The sequence below is a fragment of the Clostridioides sp. GD02377 genome (genome assembly GCF_045899875.1).
GTDB lineage: Bacteria > Bacillota > Clostridia > Peptostreptococcales > Peptostreptococcaceae > Clostridioides > Clostridioides difficile_A.
This window is the reverse complement of record NZ_JBJODA010000005.1, coordinates 1-16,997: the sequence shown is the minus strand read 5'-3', so window position 1 is coordinate 16,997 and position 16,997 is coordinate 1. Positions and strand designations below refer to the sequence as shown.

General features: G+C 26.5%; 17 protein-coding genes. 15 read left to right on the top strand and 2 right to left on the bottom strand.

Going from position 1 to position 16,997, the window contains the following annotated elements:
- Positions 1-25 precede the first annotated feature (25 nt).
- Positions 26-628, bottom strand: a complete 603-nt coding sequence (locus Q3304_RS05275; RefSeq protein WP_054270283.1) for a flavodoxin family protein — start codon at positions 626-628, stop codon at positions 26-28.
- A gap of 624 nt (positions 629-1,252) precedes the next feature.
- Between Q3304_RS05275 and Q3304_RS05270 the strand changes: the two genes are divergently transcribed.
- Complete coding sequence (locus Q3304_RS05270; protein ID WP_407814002.1) at positions 1,253-2,464, top strand: diaminopimelate decarboxylase family protein; 1,212 nt, start codon at positions 1,253-1,255, stop codon at positions 2,462-2,464.
- 129 nt (positions 2,465-2,593) lie between these two features.
- On the opposite strand, the gene Q3304_RS05265 is transcribed toward Q3304_RS05270, so the two are convergent.
- Positions 2,594-3,073, bottom strand: coding sequence for a hypothetical protein (locus tag Q3304_RS05265; protein WP_054270285.1), 480 nt, complete (start codon positions 3,071-3,073; stop codon positions 2,594-2,596).
- Positions 3,074-3,316: 243 nt separating this feature from the next.
- Between Q3304_RS05265 and Q3304_RS05260 the strand changes: the two genes are divergently transcribed.
- The 14 genes from Q3304_RS05260 (at position 3,317) to bcp (ending at position 16,940) form a co-directional block, all read left to right on the top strand.
- Positions 3,317-3,514, top strand: coding sequence for a hypothetical protein (locus tag Q3304_RS05260; RefSeq protein WP_021384623.1), 198 nt, complete (start codon positions 3,317-3,319; stop codon positions 3,512-3,514).
- Positions 3,515-3,547: 33 nt separating this feature from the next.
- Positions 3,548-4,519: an MFS transporter gene (locus Q3304_RS05255; RefSeq protein WP_407814001.1), complete on the top strand. Its 972-nt coding sequence runs from the start codon at positions 3,548-3,550 to the stop codon at positions 4,517-4,519.
- Positions 4,520-4,770: 251 nt separating this feature from the next.
- Positions 4,771-5,331: a TetR/AcrR family transcriptional regulator gene (locus Q3304_RS05250; protein WP_407814000.1), complete on the top strand. Its 561-nt coding sequence runs from the start codon at positions 4,771-4,773 to the stop codon at positions 5,329-5,331.
- Positions 5,332-5,601: 270 nt separating this feature from the next.
- Positions 5,602-5,979 carry a BlaI/MecI/CopY family transcriptional regulator gene (locus Q3304_RS05245; protein ID WP_054276690.1) on the top strand — a complete coding sequence of 126 codons (378 nt, stop codon included), beginning with the start codon at positions 5,602-5,604 and terminating at the stop codon, positions 5,977-5,979.
- A gap of 1,612 nt (positions 5,980-7,591) precedes the next feature.
- Positions 7,592-7,933, top strand: a complete 342-nt coding sequence (locus tag Q3304_RS05240) for a LytTR family DNA-binding domain-containing protein (RefSeq protein WP_054276692.1) — start codon at positions 7,592-7,594, stop codon at positions 7,931-7,933.
- A 128-nt stretch (positions 7,934-8,061) separates the two neighbouring features.
- Positions 8,062-8,499 carry a DUF1653 domain-containing protein gene (locus Q3304_RS05235; RefSeq protein WP_223195487.1) on the top strand — a complete coding sequence of 146 codons (438 nt, stop codon included), beginning with the start codon at positions 8,062-8,064 and terminating at the stop codon, positions 8,497-8,499.
- Positions 8,500-8,699: 200 nt separating this feature from the next.
- Positions 8,700-9,341, top strand: a complete 642-nt coding sequence (locus Q3304_RS05230; RefSeq protein WP_284181913.1) for a histidine phosphatase family protein — start codon at positions 8,700-8,702, stop codon at positions 9,339-9,341.
- 23 nt (positions 9,342-9,364) lie between these two features.
- Entirely contained in the window at positions 9,365-10,618 is a 1,254-nt protein-coding gene (locus Q3304_RS05225; protein ID WP_407815176.1) for an NAD(P)/FAD-dependent oxidoreductase, read from the top strand.
- Between the two features lie 48 nt (positions 10,619-10,666).
- A complete protein-coding gene (gene cmk / locus Q3304_RS05220) occupies positions 10,667-11,317 on the top strand; it encodes a (d)CMP kinase (protein ID WP_407815175.1) in 651 nt (216 codons plus the stop codon).
- A gap of 48 nt (positions 11,318-11,365) precedes the next feature.
- Complete coding sequence (locus Q3304_RS05215; RefSeq protein ID WP_054270294.1) at positions 11,366-11,962, top strand: 1-acyl-sn-glycerol-3-phosphate acyltransferase; 597 nt, start codon at positions 11,366-11,368, stop codon at positions 11,960-11,962.
- Positions 11,963-11,975: 13 nt separating this feature from the next.
- A complete protein-coding gene (locus tag Q3304_RS05210; RefSeq protein ID WP_065388390.1) occupies positions 11,976-12,815 on the top strand; it encodes a 4-hydroxy-3-methylbut-2-enyl diphosphate reductase in 840 nt (279 codons plus the stop codon).
- A 252-nt stretch (positions 12,816-13,067) separates the two neighbouring features.
- Positions 13,068-14,213, top strand: coding sequence for a putative manganese transporter (locus tag Q3304_RS05205; RefSeq protein ID WP_407815174.1), 1,146 nt, complete (start codon positions 13,068-13,070; stop codon positions 14,211-14,213).
- Positions 14,214-14,505: 292 nt separating this feature from the next.
- Positions 14,506-16,203, top strand: coding sequence for an adenine deaminase (gene ade, locus Q3304_RS05200; protein WP_407815173.1), 1,698 nt, complete (start codon positions 14,506-14,508; stop codon positions 16,201-16,203).
- A 272-nt stretch (positions 16,204-16,475) separates the two neighbouring features.
- The gene (gene bcp / locus Q3304_RS05195; RefSeq protein WP_021384605.1) at positions 16,476-16,940 is read left to right on the top strand and encodes a thioredoxin-dependent thiol peroxidase; all 465 of its coding nucleotides are present in this window, start codon (positions 16,476-16,478) and stop codon (positions 16,938-16,940) included.
- The last annotated feature ends 57 nt before the right edge of the window (positions 16,941-16,997 follow it).

Sequence of the window (16,997 nt, the reverse complement as noted above, 5' to 3'; positions counted from 1 at the left end):
ATATTTTACTTGTGGCATTATGTACTTAACAGTTGTCTACTTTAGTTGAATTATCTAAGATATTATAAATTTGTTTTGCGAATTGACGAGAATGTTCTTCTTTTTCTCTATCCATGAAACTAGGTTTACCTAAGTCACGCTCAACAAGCATTCCGATATATTTTAATTGAGAATGTTTACAATATCTCTTGATACCGTTTTCCCAGATGTCAGCACCTTTTTCAGGTTTATATCCACATGTTGTAATAAGTGCTAATGATTTTCCTGCCCATAATGCAGGTCCTTTTTCATCACCATAGTATTTGTTCATTCCATACACCAATCTATCAAGTAATGATTTCATTGGTGAAGTGCAGTACCAAGAGTAAATTGGAGTTGCAAAAACAAGTAAATCACACATAAGAATTTTTTTGAAAATTTTCTGAACATCATCTTCATGATAACATCCAAATTCAGAAAAATTTTTCTGACATGTCTTACATGCAGTACAAGGTTCTATCTTACAATCATATAACCATATTACTTCAACATTTGCATTATAATCTTCTAATTCCTCAATAAAAGGTTTTAGAATAGCAGCAGTATTACCTTTTTTCTTAGGACTTCCCATGAGAATACATACTTCCATATTGACACCTCCACAGTATTTTAAAATAGTTTTTAATTCTATAGCAATGTTTGTATAATAAACTTTTAAAGACAAGCTACATAGAATGAAGTTTATTTTATCATAATATCTTAAAATCAATAGTATTATATAAGTGATTTAAAAAAAACAGCTATATTTGTAACTATATAGAATGATAATAAAATTAAAATCATCCATATAAAAATATGATTCTTATATGGATATACCTTATTAAGTTTTTTCCCAATACGCACAAGTAAAATGTACATCAAAAAATATACTAAAAAAACCATTAAGAATTTCATAAATAACCTCACAATTTTAAAGTTTAATATAGTTTTAGGATACTATTATAATATGATAACAACAATATCCTTTTTAAGTTTGTAATAAATTTGAAATAAATTATTTAAAAAAGTAAGTAAAAATGACTATAAATTTATAGAGAATACTCAAATAATGTTTTTAAACTATATCTTTTAATTAAAGGAAATCATTTACAGTATAAAGAACTATAGTTAATTAGATATATAGAGTATTTAATTATGATAATATATAGTAGAATATATTATAGGAATAGAGTTATCTAATTTATGAATACATTTATAGGCTTGGAGGTAAAATATGTGCTTAAATGAAGAAATTCAATTTATAGAAGAACATGCACCTTGTTACATATATGATGAGACTAGTATAATCGAAAAGTGTAAAGAACTAAAAAATAATATTTTAGGTTTTGATTTTTTATACTCTATAAAAACAAATCCATATAATGAAATTGTAAAAAGTATTGTAGCACAAGGTTGTGGGGCAGATGCTGCATCAATTAATGAGGTTATACTTTCATCAAAATGTGGAGTTGCCAAAGATGATATATATTATTCATCACCAGGTAAAACAGAATCTGACATAGAAATAGCTTTAGATAAATGTATAATTATTGCAGATAGTATCACAGAAATAGAACTTATAAATAAAATCTCAAAGAAAATCGATAAGAAAACTAAAATAGGAATCAGAATAAATCCTAATTTCACCATGGATGATGATAATGCTATATCAAGTAAATTTGGTATTGATATAGAAGATATTGACAGTGTCTTTAAAATGCTAAGCATTTGTGATTATATATCTGTAGTTGGAATTCACATACATATTAAATCTCAAGTATTGGATTTTGAAAAGTTGGGTTGTTATTATGAAAAATGTTTTCTTATAGCTTTAAACCTAAATAAAAGTAAATATATTAATATCGAATTTATAAATTTTGGCAGTGGGCTTGGAGTAGTGTATGATAATCTTAGAGAGAGTCCTGTTAATCTTAAAGAACTTTCAAGGTTAACTAAAAAGATTGTCTTAACTAATTCAAATACATTGAAGGCAAGACTTCTTATTGAATCAGGACGCTTCATAGTTTGTAAAGCAGGTAATTATTATGTTAAGATTGTAGATATCAAAGTATCAAGAGGGAAAAAATACCTTATTGTAAAAAATGGACTTAATGGATTCATGAGACCAATTATTTCTAATCTAGTTGAAAAAGTTACTTATGGGGTAGAATTAGAAGGTCAAGAACCACTATATACATCAAATAGTGCATTCTCTGTTTCAGTATTAAATAATATAAAAGAAGAAGAGTATGTAAATGTTGTTGGAAATCTTTGTACTTCATTAGATGTGATAGCGAATAATGTTAAATTGAAAAAAGCAAATATAGGAGATTTGATTTCTATTAGTAATGCTGGAAGTTACTCATATTCATTATCTCCACTATTATTTTCTAGTTATGAGATTCCAAAACAATATTATAAGAGAAAAGACGGATATATTGAATAAATTATGTTTTAAATATTTAATCTAGAATAGATATAAATTTTTAGGTATAGTGATGGCTACAAATATAATTTTAATTTAGAGCGATAAAAGGTATAGAGAGTATAATAACTCTTTATACCTTTATTTATTTTAAGAATTTACTACTTCAACAATTGTACCTTCTGGAAATAATGTTCTAAAAATAAATCTAACTAATGGCCCTGCAATTAACAGTTGTAGTGGTAATGCAACAATAAAATTGTTGGCTATATTTATAATCCATATAGTGATAAGTGTATTAGGACCCCCAATTGATTTAATAGCTCCAAATAAAGACATACAGATGACCATTCCACAAACCATACAACTCGATATAACAATAGCTTTTATAATTTGTTTAGCATCTGGATTTATAATACGAAATGCTATTTTTTTTGCGATATTAGAAACAATAAACCAGTCAAAAATCATAGCTATAACATATGTAGTTGGAAAATCCAACCAAGCACTTTTAAACGTATCTAATGAGAATTTATCATGTATAGAAATATTGTAAACGCTCATAAAAAATACCATAAAGGCACACATAAGTACTGTAAATATTAAACTTTCTTTTCTATTTTGTGGCATATTCATTTACCTCCAAGTGTAATTTATTTATATTAGGATTATACATGAAGAAAAATTTTGTCGTAAGTAAATTTTTTAAAATTTGAAATTTATTTTTTGAAATAGACATAAATGAAAATAAAAAAATTTTATTTTTTATAGTTATCCATGGAAATTGGTTTTTCTTAACTTTATAATTAATAATATAAGGTAATAAAATTATAGTGTTGCCAAAAAATTAAAATATAGGGGGTGTAGTTCTATATGGAATTGTGGAAAAGAAATTTATTTGTATGTTGGATAGGGATGTTCTTTAGTTCTATAGGTATGAGCCAAATAGCACCTATACTTCCACTATATATTAAACAGTTAGGTGTAACTGATGTTGGTTTAATACAACAGTATTCAGGTATAATTTTTGGATGTACTTTTGTAGTAGCAGCATTTTTTTCGCCAATTTGAGGTAAAGCTGCTGATAAATATGGAAGAAAGTCAATGCTTCTACGTGCAAGTATTGGTATGGGAATAGTGATATTTACCATGGCATTTGTACAAAATGTTTATCAGCTATTAGGATTAAGGATTCTCCAAGGCGTTTTTACGGGTTATGCTACTGCATGTACTACACTGATTGCAACTCAGACAGATAAAAATCACTCTGGTTGGGCTTTAGGTACACTTGCAACAGCATCAACTACTGGTTCCTTAATTGGACCGACAGTAGGAGGATATATAGAATCAATTTTAGGGCTTAAAAGTGTTTTTATTATAACTGGAGGATTATTATTCGTATCATTTATTATATCTATTCTATTTGTAGTAGATAATTTTAAACCTAAAGAAACAACAAAGTCAATTTCTATAATTAAAGAACCATTAAATCCATTGCCAAATAAATTTTTAATTGCATCAATTTTTGTAACTACATTTATTACTCAGCTAGCGTTGTATTCTATAGAACCGATTGTAACAATATATATATCACAGCTTACAAATTTTGCATCAAACGTAGCTTTAATAGCAGGATTAACATTTTCTGCATCAGGATTGGCAAACTTATTAGCAGCTCAAAGGCTTGGAAAAATATCAGACAAAGTAGGGCCTCAAAAGGTATTACTGATTTCACTTTTATGGGCAGGAGTTATATTTATACCACAAGCTTTTGTAAGAACTGCATGGCAATTGATGTTATTGAGGTTTTTATTAGGATTATCAGTAGCAGGGCTTAATCCTTCTGTAAATAGTTTATTAAAAAAAATTGCACCAGAAGAATATGTGGGGAAAATATTTGGATATAATGCATCTGCTCAGTATATAGGTTGTTCATCAGGAGCTTTTTTAGGGGGACAAATATCAGCACATTTAGGTATTAGGACAGTATTTTTTTCAACAAGTTTATTGTTATTTGTGAATGCATTTTGGATGTATAAATTTACTGGTTTATTTACTAAGAATGATGTAAAATAAACTTTAAATTTTGATGAGTAGATAAGACATGCTTTAGTATTATATAAAAAACTAATTAAGATTATATATAAAAGAATTCATTTTCATGAATTCTTTTGTTCTTATTAACCTAAAAGTTGTGCTTTGATAACTTCCTTGTGGCATTTGTTTGGCTGTTGTATAATTATAGAAATTATAAAAATATAGACTTCAATATATTTGAAGTAAGTGTTTCATTATATTTTTAAAAAACGATATGGAGGAATTTAATAATGCAGGTTGAAAAAAAAAAATCTATCGCAGAACAGTCGAGAATATGTCTAATTGAATCTTTATTATCTTTGATGTCAAAAAAAGATTATAGCAGTATAACTGTAACAGAAATTGCAGAGAATGCCTTACTATCACGAAGAACATTTTATAGAAATTTTAACAGTAAGAGAGAAATACTTGAAACATATTGCCAAAATTTATGTCAAGAATATATTGAATGTTTTAAGAATGAGAGTGATTTATCATTAAGTAATGTAACAGAACTATATTTTTCATTTTGGCAAAAACATGTTGAATTTTTAACTATGCTAAATAAAAATCATCTAATGTTTTTTTTATTAGAAAAGTATAACGAGTTTCTTCCTATTATCTATAAAATCTATAAAGGAGATGATAATAAGTTTAATATTCAAGAAGAAGTTACATATGCTATACTCTTTGTTTCTGGAGGATTTTGGAATATACTATCTGAATGGCTAAAAAACGGATTTGCCCAGACACCCAAAGAGATGTCTGAGATAATTCTAAAATCTATGAATTTATTTATAGATGGTAAATAATTATAATATATAAACTAGAGCTGAAATTTTGTTCATGAAAACCTTCCTTCTAGGATATTACATTTGTGATATAAAATATGTTTTACTATAATCCACATAATTTAATTTCATGATGTAGAATAAACGATTCTTATGTAATTTATTATAGAATTATATCAAGAAATAGCCTATGGTAAAAATTGGAAAATATTATTATCGACAAAATCTTTGACTTAAAAACTATATTGCGATAGTATTAATTTAATAAAAGTATGAGAGGGGCGTTAGGCTATGACAATTTCAAAAATACCACAAGCAGAATTAAAAGTTATGAAGTTTATTTGGGAAAAAAATGATACAGTAACATCAAAAGAAACTATTGAAGCTATGGAGCAAAAATATGGATGGAAACAAACAACTACATTAACACTTTTATCAAGACTTGTTAAAAAACATTTTTTAAATGCAGAAAAAATAGATAGATATACTCATTACACAATAGTTGTTGGTCATAAAGAGTATTTAAGCGTTGAGACAAAAGATTTTTTGAGTAATATACACGATAATTCTTTACAGAGCTTGATTTCAGCATTACATGATGATGAAGTTATTGATAAAGATGCATTAGATTTATTTGAAAGTCATTTTAAAAACTTAGAAGAGGAGTAATTATATAAGTTAAAATTCTAAGTTTTTAATAGATGGCTGAAAAAATCCATAAATGGTATTATTTAATCAGTTACTCACTATTCATAAAGTAATATTAAATAGGTCCTAATTTAGTAGAGTACCTAAAACAATTGGAATAGGGAGTATCAAATTAAATGATACCACTTATCCTAGTAAATATCGATTTTTTAACATTTAAAATGATTTTATAACATATCAATATTCCTAAGTCTAAGTTATTATTTTTATTCAATCATATTAAAATCTACTTTATTATTTTTAATTGTTTAAAAGATAAATTTGTTTTTCCTATTTATATATGAGGTAAATGTAAGAAATACTTTTTATATATTTAAAATTTATTGTTATTAATTAGATTATTAATACGTCACAACTTATTTTAAAAATTTATTAAAAAAATTAAGTAATTATACCAAATCTAATTGTATCTTTGTGCTATAATTAGTATGTATTTTTTATTATATTATTTTATAAAAAAAATATAATTTAATTATTACTGAGGATATTATTATGTTAGATACATTTATAACACTTGTCTCTTCCATTGTAGAAATATGGGCATGTAAAAAAATTTTTGATTATACAAGTAAAGCAAAAGTTAATTTTAAAAAACTAAATATATATTTCTTAATTTCTGTTTTTATTATTATTTCTTCTTTCTATATAAATATTGGGGCGGATAATAGAATTTGGATATGCATACTTATAACTGTTATTTTCTATAAGCTTAATTACAAAGTCAATATATATAAATGTCTAGTAATTTCTTTTTTTTATTGGTTGGTATTGATAGGTATAAATGCATTAAGTATGCTATTAGTAGTCTCCATAAATAATTTGGATAATATGAATATTTTACTTAGTGGAAATTTATATAGGTATGAAGCTATATTCTTAGGGAAATTAATCTTAGTTACATTGCTTTATGTTTATAAAATTTCTAGTAAAAATTTTAAAATTAGTAAAAAAGAGATATACATATGTGTTCCTATTATAGCAAATTTATTGTCATTTTTTATACTCTATGATTATATTATCAATCTTGTGAAAATTTCTCCAGAGAAAAGAATTGCTTTTTTAGCAATAGTTTTCTTATTAATACTATCTAATATTTCAATATTTGTATTAATACGTATAATACTTAAAATTAAAGTGAAAAAAATAATATAAATTATTTACATAAAAAGGAGATAGCAAATATATCCAAATGCTATCTTCTAACATAATCCATTTCAACTAAAAATTCACTTATAAATAGATATATTGTATAAACAAATTAAGCTACCAATTCAAATATAAATTCTAATAAAATTCATTTAGAGAAAAAGTTAATAATTACTTTTTTATGTATAATTTTACATGGACTTATAGAAAGGTTATTTTATTAAAGACAGATATAAGTATAAGTAGAAATATAATTTAAAAAGGTGCTTTTAACTTTAAAAAATAATGTTAAAAAGTAAACATATACCATAACCTAAAAAGCAAGACTTTAAATCTTTTAAATGAGTCAATCTTACATATATTTCCGATAGATTATATTGATAAAAAACACTAAAATTAAATTAATAAAGTACTTGGAGGGATGTAAATGAAAGATGAAAATTTTATTAATATTGAATACGAAGATAAACGTTTTTCAATTAATATCAAAGAGATTTTGTACATAGAGAAACAAGAATATGAATCAAAGATTTATACCGAAAATGGTAATTACGAAGTTGGAGAAAATGCTCCTAGTATAAGAAAATTAATGAAAGAAGAAAATTTTTTCAAATGTAGTAATAGTTATATTGTAAATTTAGATAAGTGCGAGTTTTATCTTAGCAATAATTGTATTTTTGTAAATAATAATTTTATAAGAATTTTGGGTTCAGAAAGAAAAAAGAAGTTAAAAAAGAAATTAGAGAAATTATATGATTATGAAGATTAATTTTGAGAGGCTGTATTTTATACAGCCTCTTTATTTATTATATTATTAATAAATTTCAAGTTATGATAAAATATAAAACAAGTAACTTATTTAAATATAAAATTCTTTTTAAGAGAAAGGAAAAAGATATGGGAGATTATAATAAAATAGTTGAATCAAAAGATGATGTAGATACGAATAGAAGAAAATTAAAATATCCTTGTATCTATAAACATTTTAAAGGAAAATACTATGCTACAATGGGGCTTAGTAAGGCTACCAACAATGATGATATAGAAAATATTTGTAAATTATACAGCAAAGAAGATTTAAATAAAAACGAAAATAAATATAAGATAGTTATTAGGCACACTGAAAGAGAAGATGATATCTGTGTATATATAGATTTAGATGGAAAGTTTTATCATAAGGAAGAAAAAGACAAAAATGATTTAGTTCTATATAAGACTTTATACGATGATACAGGTATATTTGCAAGACCTTTGGATATGTTTTTATCAAAAGTAGATATAGATAAATATTTTAATCCAATCCAGAAATACAGATTTGAAGAATTCTATAAGTAATATGTGAAAATTATTTTTTATAAATTTATAAAAGCTCTATTATAGAACAATAACTTGTGTAAATATAAAAGAGATTTATTGAAGATAATATACTAGATTAAATTATAAAATAGAACAAAGTAAAGTATTATATGATATAATTAAGTTTTGAGAAGTACTAATTTATATTTAATAAAAATGGGCATATATTAGGAGGGCATATGGGAAATACTTTTTATATAGTAAGACATGGACAAACAGATTGGAATCTTTTAGGGAAAACACAAGGACATGGTAATTCGGACCTTACTCCTCAAGGGATAGAACAAGCAAAAGAACTTTCTGAAGATATTGGAAAATATTCGATTGATTATATTTTTAGTAGTGACTTAGGAAGAGCAATGCAAACAGCTCAAATTTTAGGGGATAAACTTAACCTTGAAGTTCAAAAAACAGAAGCACTTAGAGAAATGGGTTTTGGAGTTTGGGAAGGACTTTTAATAAAAGAGATTCAAAAAGATTATTCAGATATATATTCAACATGGAGAAATGAACCACACTTAGTAAACATACCAGAAGGAGAAACTCTTAAACTCATAAAAGATAGAGTAGATGCTTTTATAAAAGAATTAAATGAAAAATATGATAATAAAAATATAATTCTTGTTACTCATTCAATCACATTAAGAGTTATGTTATTATCATTTTTAGAATCAGGTATGGAAAATATATATAGAATCAAGCAGGATAATACTGCTTTAAATATAGTAGAATTTAAAGATTATGGCCCTGTTATAATAAAAATGAATGATACAAGCCATATAAAAAATCATGTAAAGATAAATAATTCTGCATTAGAGTAATAATCAATTATAAGGAGAAGTTTATGAGTAAAGTTATAGTAGTTGGTGGAGGTGCTTCTGGAATGATGGCAGCTCTATCAGCTTCGAAAAATAATAATGAAGTGATACTAATTGAGAGAAATGGAGAATTAGGAAGAAAACTAAGAGCTACTGGTGGAGGTAGATGTAACTTTACCAACAATAGAGAGATAGAAGATTTTTTTGATAAAGTTGTTAATAATAAGAAATTTCTCTATAGCAGTTTCTACTCATTTACAAATAAAGACCTCATTTCGTATTTTGAAAGTAGAAATTTAGAATATAAAATAGAAGAAGAAAATGATAACAAAGTATATACTAAAAATGATAAATCCATAGAAGTGATAGAAGTACTAAATAAAGATTTAATCAACCACAATGTTAAGATAATGTACAATAAAAAAGTTATAGACATCATAACTGAAGACATAACTTCAGAAAATGATTCTAATAAAGACAAATCAAAGTGTCTAATAAGAGGAGTCATTTTAGATAATGGAGATAAGATATTGGGAGATAAGGTCATTATATCAACTGGAGGAGTGAGTTATTCAAAAACTGGTTCAGATGGTTCAATGTATAAGATTCTTCAAAATCATGGGCATACATTAAATAGTCTATATCCAGCCTTAGTTCCACTTACAATAGAAGAAAAATGGATTAAAGATTTACAAGGAATATCTATGAAGAATGTGGAAATATCTTGTAAGATTAAGAAAAAGAAAATATCAAAGACAGGAGACATGTTATTTGCACATTTTGGAATAACAGGACCCTGTGTGCTTATAATGTCATCTTATATTAATAAGACTATTGATAAAGAAAAGGTAGAATTAAATATAGATTTCTTACCAAGTTTAAATGCTGATGAAATCTCTAGTATAATCAGAGCATTTCCAAACAAAAATATCATAAATAATCTTAAACAAATACTACCTCAAAATTTCTTAAAAGAAATTCTTACGCTATTATCTTTAAATGATAAAAAAGCAAGTGATTTATCTAAAGTGGATGAAATTAAAATCATTGAGTATATAAAAAATATGAAACTGACTTGTAATGGAACTACAGGTATAAACACTGGTATGGTTACTTCTGGTGGAATATCAGTTAAAGAAATTAACTCTTCCACTATGGAGTCTAAATTAATTAAGAATTTGTTTTTTACAGGTGAAGTAATTGATATAGATGCAGAAACTGGAGGATACAATTTACAAATAGCTTTTTCAACTGGATATCTTTCGGGTATTAGTGTATAAGTGTAGTTTTTAACTAACAATTAAATATGAATAAATAGAGGTGTATATATGGGTAATTTAGTTATAGCTGTAGATGGTCCAGCAGGAGCTGGAAAAAGTACAATAGCTAAAATAGTAGCAAAAAAGCTAGATATAAATTATATAGATACAGGTGCTATGTATAGAGCAGTTACTTATAAGTGTTTAAAAAGTAATATTGATGTCAATAATGAGAAAGAAGTTATTGAGATAGCTAAAAATTCGGATATAGATTTTAAGAATAATAATATTTACTTGGACAAAGAAATTATAAATGAAGAAATAAGAACAATAGAAGTAAGTAATAATGTTTCTGCTGTAGCCAAGATAAAAGAAGTAAGACAGTTAATGGTTGAAGTTCAACGCAGAATAGGAACAAAAAGTTCAGTAATATTAGATGGTAGAGATATAGGTTCATATGTTTTCCCAAATGCAGATTATAAATTCTTTTTAGTAGCTACTCCAGAAGAAAGAGGAAGTAGACGTTATAAAGAACTTTGTAATAAGGGATATAATACTACTTTAAAGGAAGTAATTGGAGATATAATAAAACGAGATGATATTGATTCAAACAGAGAATTTGCTCCATTAGTGAAAGCTAATGATGCACTAGAAATAGATACTACAGGGAAAACAATAGAAGAGGTTGTAGATGAAGTTGTCTCTAAAATAAATCTTTAGTTTGATGTATCATAATAAAATATAATGTAGTATTGAAGGGAGATAAACGTGAATTTTTATAGATTTGCAATAACTATTTTTAAAGGTTTTTCTAAACTGTTTTTTAAGTATGAGGTTATAGGTGCTGAGAATATTCCAGATAGAGGAAATATAGTAGTAGCCTCAAATCATAAGTCTAATCTTGACCCTGTATTTTTGGCTGCTGCTATAGAAAATAGAGAAATAGCTGCAATTGCAAAAAAAGAATTATTTAAAATTAAGCCATTAGGATTTTTATTAAAAAAATTGCATGTTATGCCGATAAATAGAGAGAAGCCAGATGTATCTACAATAAAAACTATTTTGAGGTCTATTAGAGATGGTTATATATTAGGTATATTCCCAGAAGGGACTAGAATTAAAGGGGATTCTTTTGGTAAAGCTAAGGCAGGTCTTTCTGTATTTACAATAAAGAGTAAGTCTAAAGTTGTTCCAGTATCGATAATATCTAAATATAAACTATTTAGTAAAGTAATTGTATATATTGGAGAACCGATATCGTTTGAAGAACATTTTAAAGAAAAATTGAGTAATGATGACCATGAAAGAATATCACAAGAGATTTTAGAAGTAATAAAACAAAATTACTTTAAATATTCAAAATAAGGGGGGAAAACCTGTGAATGTAAAAATAGCAAGACATGCTGGCTTTTGTTTTGGAGTTAAAAGAGCAATGAAAATGGCATGGGATGAAGTAGAAAAAAATAATTCTGGTATATATGCTCTAGGACCTCTTATTCATAATAAACAAGCAGTAGCAAAATATGAAGAAAAAGGTCTTAAAACTGTAGATGAAATTGATATAATACCAAATTATGAAAATATGATAATCAGGTCTCATGGAGTTCCTGAGAAAATATATAAAGAGGCAAAAGATAAAAAACTAAAAATAGTAGATACTACATGTCCATTTGTAAAGAAAATACATACAGTAGTAAGCGAGTATCATAATAAAGGCTATGAAATAATAGTTATTGGAGATATGAAACATCCAGAAGTAATAGGCATAAATGGATGGTGTGAAAATTCAGCAATAATAATAAAGACTGTAGAACAGATGGAAAATATGGACTTGGATAATTCAAAAAAATATTGTCTTGTGGCACAGACTACGATAAATCCAGATTTATATTCAAGTATAGTTGCTAAACTATCAGATAAACTGGAAAAAATTGTGTTTAATGATACTATTTGTTCAGCTACAAAGACAAGACAAGAATCAGCTAAAGAGTTGGCTAGAGAAGTTGATTGTATGGTAGTTATAGGGGGCAAACATAGCTCTAATACTCAAAAATTAGTAAAAGTTTGTGAAGATTTAGTTCCAACTTTTGCAATAGAAACTAAAGATGAATTGGATGTAGATATGCTTAAAAGATATAAAACATTAGGCATTACAGCGGGAGCATCTACACCTAATTGGATAATAGAAGAAGTTGTAACATTCATTGAAAATTTATAAGTTCAGTAGATAATACAGCATGTGGACATTGTTATAACATAGAACTTATCTATTTATCATATGTGATTTCATACTACATGTGATAAATAGATAGCCTAATATCAAAAAGTGTGTATCTTAATGTATGAGAAATTAATAATATAAGATGCGCACTTTTTAATATTAAGAATATAAAAGATAAATTGATATTGATTATCAATAACAAATAAAATATAATATAATTATTGTGAAATTAGGTAAGGAGGTAAATTAATGGAAATGCTAATATCTGCTTCTGAAGAAGCATTTTTACATGTAGGTTCTATGATTGGATTTTTTATTTTGTTATTTGGATATATTAATTATAAAACTAGTGGGAATTTTACTAATATAATATCAAAAAACAGAAAACTTCAACCTTTGATAGGGGCTTTAATTGGAGCTATACCAGGTTGTGGGGGAAGTTTAGCAATAATGCCATTATACATAAATGGGAAGTTGAGCTTTGGTGCAATAATCGCAAGTTTAATAGCTAGTATGGGAGATGCTGCATTTGTACTTATCTCAGCGAATATTAAGATGTATTTTTTTGTTACAATAGTTAGTACTATTACAGGAATAATAACTGGGCAGTTAGTAGATTGTTTTAAACTTGAAGAAAAATTAGGATTAAAAAAGCGAAGAGAATTGGATAAACACAGTATAAATAAAACCAACTCTAAAGAAGCACATAATCATGATGAAATAATATTGGACAATCTTGCTAAATCTCATGGCAACACAAATAGACTTGCATTTATAATAACACATGGGAAAGGATATAAAATTTATATAGGAATTGTATTAATAGGTTTTATATTTATGTTGCTTGCTCACTCTGGGATTAATCTACCTATAATTGAGAAGCTACATTCCTTAGAAGAAGCAATTGCAGTTATTGGAATATTATTTTCAATAATTTATATGTGGTGTTTTAAAAAAGTATTTAAAAATTCCAACCAAAAAGAAGAGGAAAATAAAAAGATTTCTCTAAGAGAAATGCTTATACACTCTGTTGGTGAAATATCATTTGTAATTACATGGATTTTTATTGCATATCTTATTTATGATTTGATAATATTAATTTTAGGTGGAGATGAATACTTAGTCAAACTAGTATTATCAACTGGCGTAATAAGTGTATTTATAGGTGCAGGTCTTGGACTTATTCCAGGGTGTGGTATACAAATTGTGCTTATGTCATTCTATTTGAAGGGAACTATACCACTTGGTGCAGTTATAGCCAACTCTATCTCTCAAGATGGAGATGCACTTTTTCCACTTCTAGCAATGGATAAAAAATCGTCTTTATGGGCCATGATTATTACCACTATACCAGCAATACTTGTAGGTATGATAGTTTATGTATTTTTAGGATAAAGATGATTATATACAGATAACTAAGAATGAATAATACAAGTTTATAAATTTATATTTCAAGATTAATAATAAGCAAGTGTAAAGTAAAAATTTAATATGACTGAGCTATTAAAGAGAACATGAGGGATAATATTATTTCTCATGTTCTCTCTGTTTAATTAAATGAATATTGGAACAAATTTCAAGTGATACTTTTTATTAAAACTCATATATAATATATATTAATAAATTAAATTATAATATGTAATACAACAAGTATATTGATATAAAAAACTTAAGAGGAGTTGTAAAAATGAGTACTTTAAAGAAAAAGTGTGATGTAGCAAGTGGAAGAGATAAAGCTGACATTGTACTTAAAAATGGAACAATCATAAATGTATTTACAGAAGAATTGATAGTGGGAGATGTGGCAATAGTGGAAGATACTATTGTTGGTATTGGGGATTACAATGGGAATGTAGAAATTGATTGTAGTGGTAAATATATATCACCTGGCTTTATTGATGCACATATGCATATCGAATCTACAATGGTAATGCCAATTGAATTATCAAAAAAATTATTGAAATCAGGTACGACAACTATCATCGCTGACCCACATGAATTGGTTAATGTAAAAGGAGCAAATGCAATAGATTTTTTATTAGAATCGACAAAAGATATACCACTTAATGTATATATTATGATGCCTTCATCTGTACCTGCGACAAGATTTGAAACTAATGGAATCGGTAAATTTTGTGCAAAAGACATGGAGAAGTACATACAGAATCCTAGGATTTTAGGATTAGGAGAGGTAATGTGCTTTAATGATGTTATAGATTCTGAAAAAGAAATCTTAGATAAATTAGAACTTTTTAAAAGTAAGATTGTAGATGGGCATGCTCCAAATATAAGTGGGAAATCACTTCAGACATATGTGTGTGCAGGAATAGAAAATGACCACGAATGTATAACTTTTGATGAGGTATATGAAAAATTGAGAGCAGGTCTAAGGATTTTAATAAGGGAAGGTAGTGCAGCTAAGAACTTGAAATCTATAGTAAAGGGATTGTTAAATCATAACTTACCAATTGAAGAATTTATGTTTTGTACAGATGATAAGCATTTAGATGATATAGAAAAACAAGGTCATATAAGATGGAATATAAAATGTGCAATTGATTTAGGTATGGAACCTATCAAAGCCATAAAGATTGCAACATATAATTCGGCAAAAGTATATGGGTTAAAAAAGATTGGAGCAATAGGAGCTGGTTATAAAGCTGATATTGTTGTGTTGAATAGTTTAAATGAAATGGAAGTGGAGAGTGTTTATAAAGATGGTAAATTGGTAACTAAAGAAATGTTCTCTAATTACAATTATGAAATTAAAGACAAGGAGTTACTCAATACAGTTAAATTTAAAGAGATTAGTAAAGAGAAAATACAGTTAAAATCAAATGAAAAAAATTATGTGATGGAAATTGTACCTTATCAAATTTTAACAAATAAATTGTATGAATCCATACCAAATGTAGATGGATATTTTATTCCAAATAAAGAGTATTCAAAGCTTTGTGTTGTTGAGAGACATAGAATGACTGGGAATATATCAATTGCACCACTAAAAGGCTTTGGAATAAAAAATGGAGCAATAGCCACTACTGTGGCTCATGATTCTCATAATATAATAGTTGCAGGAGATAATGATGATGACATAATAATTGCAATAAATTATTTGAAAGAAATTCAAGGTGGTTATGTAATTGTATCAAATGGAAAAGTTATTGCACACCTGAATCTTCAAGTCGCTGGATTAATTAGTACTCTTCAAGCTGAAGAAGTACAGGAAACGACTGACAATATGTTGGAGATAGCAAGAAATATGGGAGTGCCAAAGTATGTAGACCCTTTTATTACGCTTTCTTTTATGGCGCTTCCTGTTGTTCCACAAATAAGACTTACTGATTTAGGTTTGTTTGATGTTGAAGAATTTAAATTTATATAGATTATAATATTATAAAAATAACAATAAACAGACAGTATTTAATATATATTGAATACTGTCTATTTTAATTAGTCTGTTATTTAAAGAGATTTTAAGTTTGAATAATAGACTTAAAGTATTTTTACTTATTTTTAGTATATAAATATATGAAAATTATATATTGATGAATTTTTATACATAAAAAATAAAATATTTTATTTACGAACAGATATATGGGGTAATAATATATACATAATATAAATTTATCAATAAAAACAAAAGGAGAGATATATATGTTGAGTATAGGAACAAAAGCACCAGAATTTACATTAGAAGATAAAGATGGAAATAAAGTAAGTATGTCAGATTTTAAAGGAAAAAAAGTAGTAGTATATTTTTATCCTAAAGATAATACACCAGGTTGCACACGCCAAGCTTGTGCTTTTAGGAACGCGTATGATGGGTTTAAAAAGGATGATGTACAAGTTATTGGTATAAGTAAAGATAGTATAAAATCACATCAAAAATTTGCAGAAAAACATGAACTGCCATTTATTTTACTTTCTGACCCTGATTTAGTTGCTATTAAAGCCTTTGATGTATGGAAAGAGAAAAAAATGTATGGAAAAACTGCATTGGGAGTTGTGCGAGCAACATATATCATAGATGAAAATGGAATTATTGAAAAGGTATTTGAAAAAGCAAAGCCAGATACAAATGCACAAGAAATTCTTGAATATTTGGAAAAACAGGAGTAATAGAAATTTATGATTATAATGTTATCACCAGCTAAAAATATGAAGCATGTAGAAACA